Raw genomic sequence first — 1600 nt, 5'->3', positions numbered from 1 at the left:
ATGATGTTGACTGCCAGACCGCTTTCGCGAGCAAGCCCGCTCCCACAGGACATTAAACTGCCAAACCACCCCGCAGAAAGAACACCCACTCACGCCCCATCCTTCTCTTCTCGAACACATTCAAATCGACCAGCCCGTTCAAGGTCGTCGAAGCCGTGTTGTGAGAGCACCCCAGATGTTCCTTCACATTGCCTGCCGTAAACTCCTTGGCCATCCCGCTCTTGGCCACCTGGAATACGGCTCGCTGCTTTTCGGTTAGCCGGTAAAACAAGCCCGACTCCATGAGCCAGCGATCAAAGTGATCGGCGTTTGCCAAACTTTTCCGATAAGCCGCGGTAAAACGGCCTACAGCCCGAAGCACCACCGAACACTGGAAATCGATGAAATAGGTAAGGTCCAGGTCATCCGACTCGGTGTTCAGGTATGAACGCCCGTACTTCACCGGTGCGCTGCGCAGCAAGACGCTGATCGCAATGTAGCGAAACGCCGAAAAATCATTCTTGAACATGAACCAATAGAACAACGCCCGTGCAACCCGGCCGTTGCCGTCGCGGAAGGGATGTTCGTAACCCAACGCGAAATGCAGGGCGATGCCTTTGATCAACGGATGAAGGTAGTCCTTTTGCTCAATGTCGCTGTGGGGCTGGTTGATCCATTCCACCAATCCCTGCAACCGGTCCGTCAGCCCTTTTGCGGGAGGCGGCGTATATACGGTTTGCCCTTCGCCGTCCTGCACCACCACGTCATCGGTGCACCTGAAGATTCCCGGTGAATAGCGTGCATCATCAATACCCTCGACGCCCACCCGGTGCATGGCCAGGATCAGTCTGGCGCTCAAGGGCTCATGACGCTGTTCCCAGGCGAAGTTCATCATCTTGAAATTGCCGATCACCATCCGCTCATCCGGCGTGCGCGGCAGCCGCTTGCGCTTGAGCATGTCCTTGGCCACCTGCGTAGTCGTTGCCGCGCCCTCGAGCTGGCTGCTGCTGATGGCCTCGTCCTCGATCAGGTCGTTGAGCAGATAACTGAAGTGTGCGTGTTCGCCGATCTGACTGGTCATGAACTCCAGCGCCGCCGTGGTCGCTTGCCGGTCAACGGCCGAGATGGCCTTCTGTGCCAGCGGTGTGAGCACGAAGTTGCTCCACTGAGGTGGCTCACCCAGAGGCAGAAGGCTTGAGTACTGCGCAACCCGAGCCTTCTTCACCAGCGCCCAGCACAGATTCGAATCCAGCCCCGACGGCCAGCGGTAGCGCAGTTCGTGAAACGGTCGATAGCGGCCTTGATCATCCAGTGGCTTGAGCAGCGCAAGGTAATCGGCGAGACGTTCCTTGTGGGGAGACTGACCGAGCCGGTCGAACACCGGGTCGAGCCGGCCTTGCAGCCGGGGTGGTTTTTTCATGGGTGCTGCCTCGGTAGCCCTCAAAAATGGGGATCGAGTACAGCACCGTGATTACCACGCCTCAATATCAGACGTTTCCGAAGTTTATGTAGGAGCTGCCGCAGGCTGCGATCTTGATCGATCCCACGTGGATCACCCAAATACTGTGGGAGCGGGCTTGCTCGCGAAAGCGGTGTGTCAGTCTATGTTGATGTCGACTGA

Annotated in this window: 1 protein-coding gene; it reads right to left on the bottom strand. The window is 57.6% G+C overall.

Annotated features, from left to right (window positions below):
- Positions 1–52 precede the first annotated feature (52 nt).
- Positions 53–1399 carry a Fic family protein gene (locus ACW9JE_RS30645; RefSeq protein WP_457434894.1) on the bottom strand — a complete coding sequence of 449 codons (1347 nt, stop codon included), beginning with the start codon at positions 1397–1399 and terminating at the stop codon, positions 53–55.
- Positions 1400–1600 lie beyond the last annotated feature (201 nt).

The sequence above is a fragment of the Pseudomonas sp. SDO55104_S430 genome, from assembly GCF_054070595.1.
This window is presented reverse-complemented; position numbering and strand designations above follow the sequence as displayed.

Coding starts and splice junctions, on each gene's coding strand:
- ACW9JE_RS30645 (WP_457434894.1), bottom strand. CDS start 1,399: ATGAAAAAACCACCCCGGCTGCAAGGCCGGCTCGACCCGGTGTTCGAC.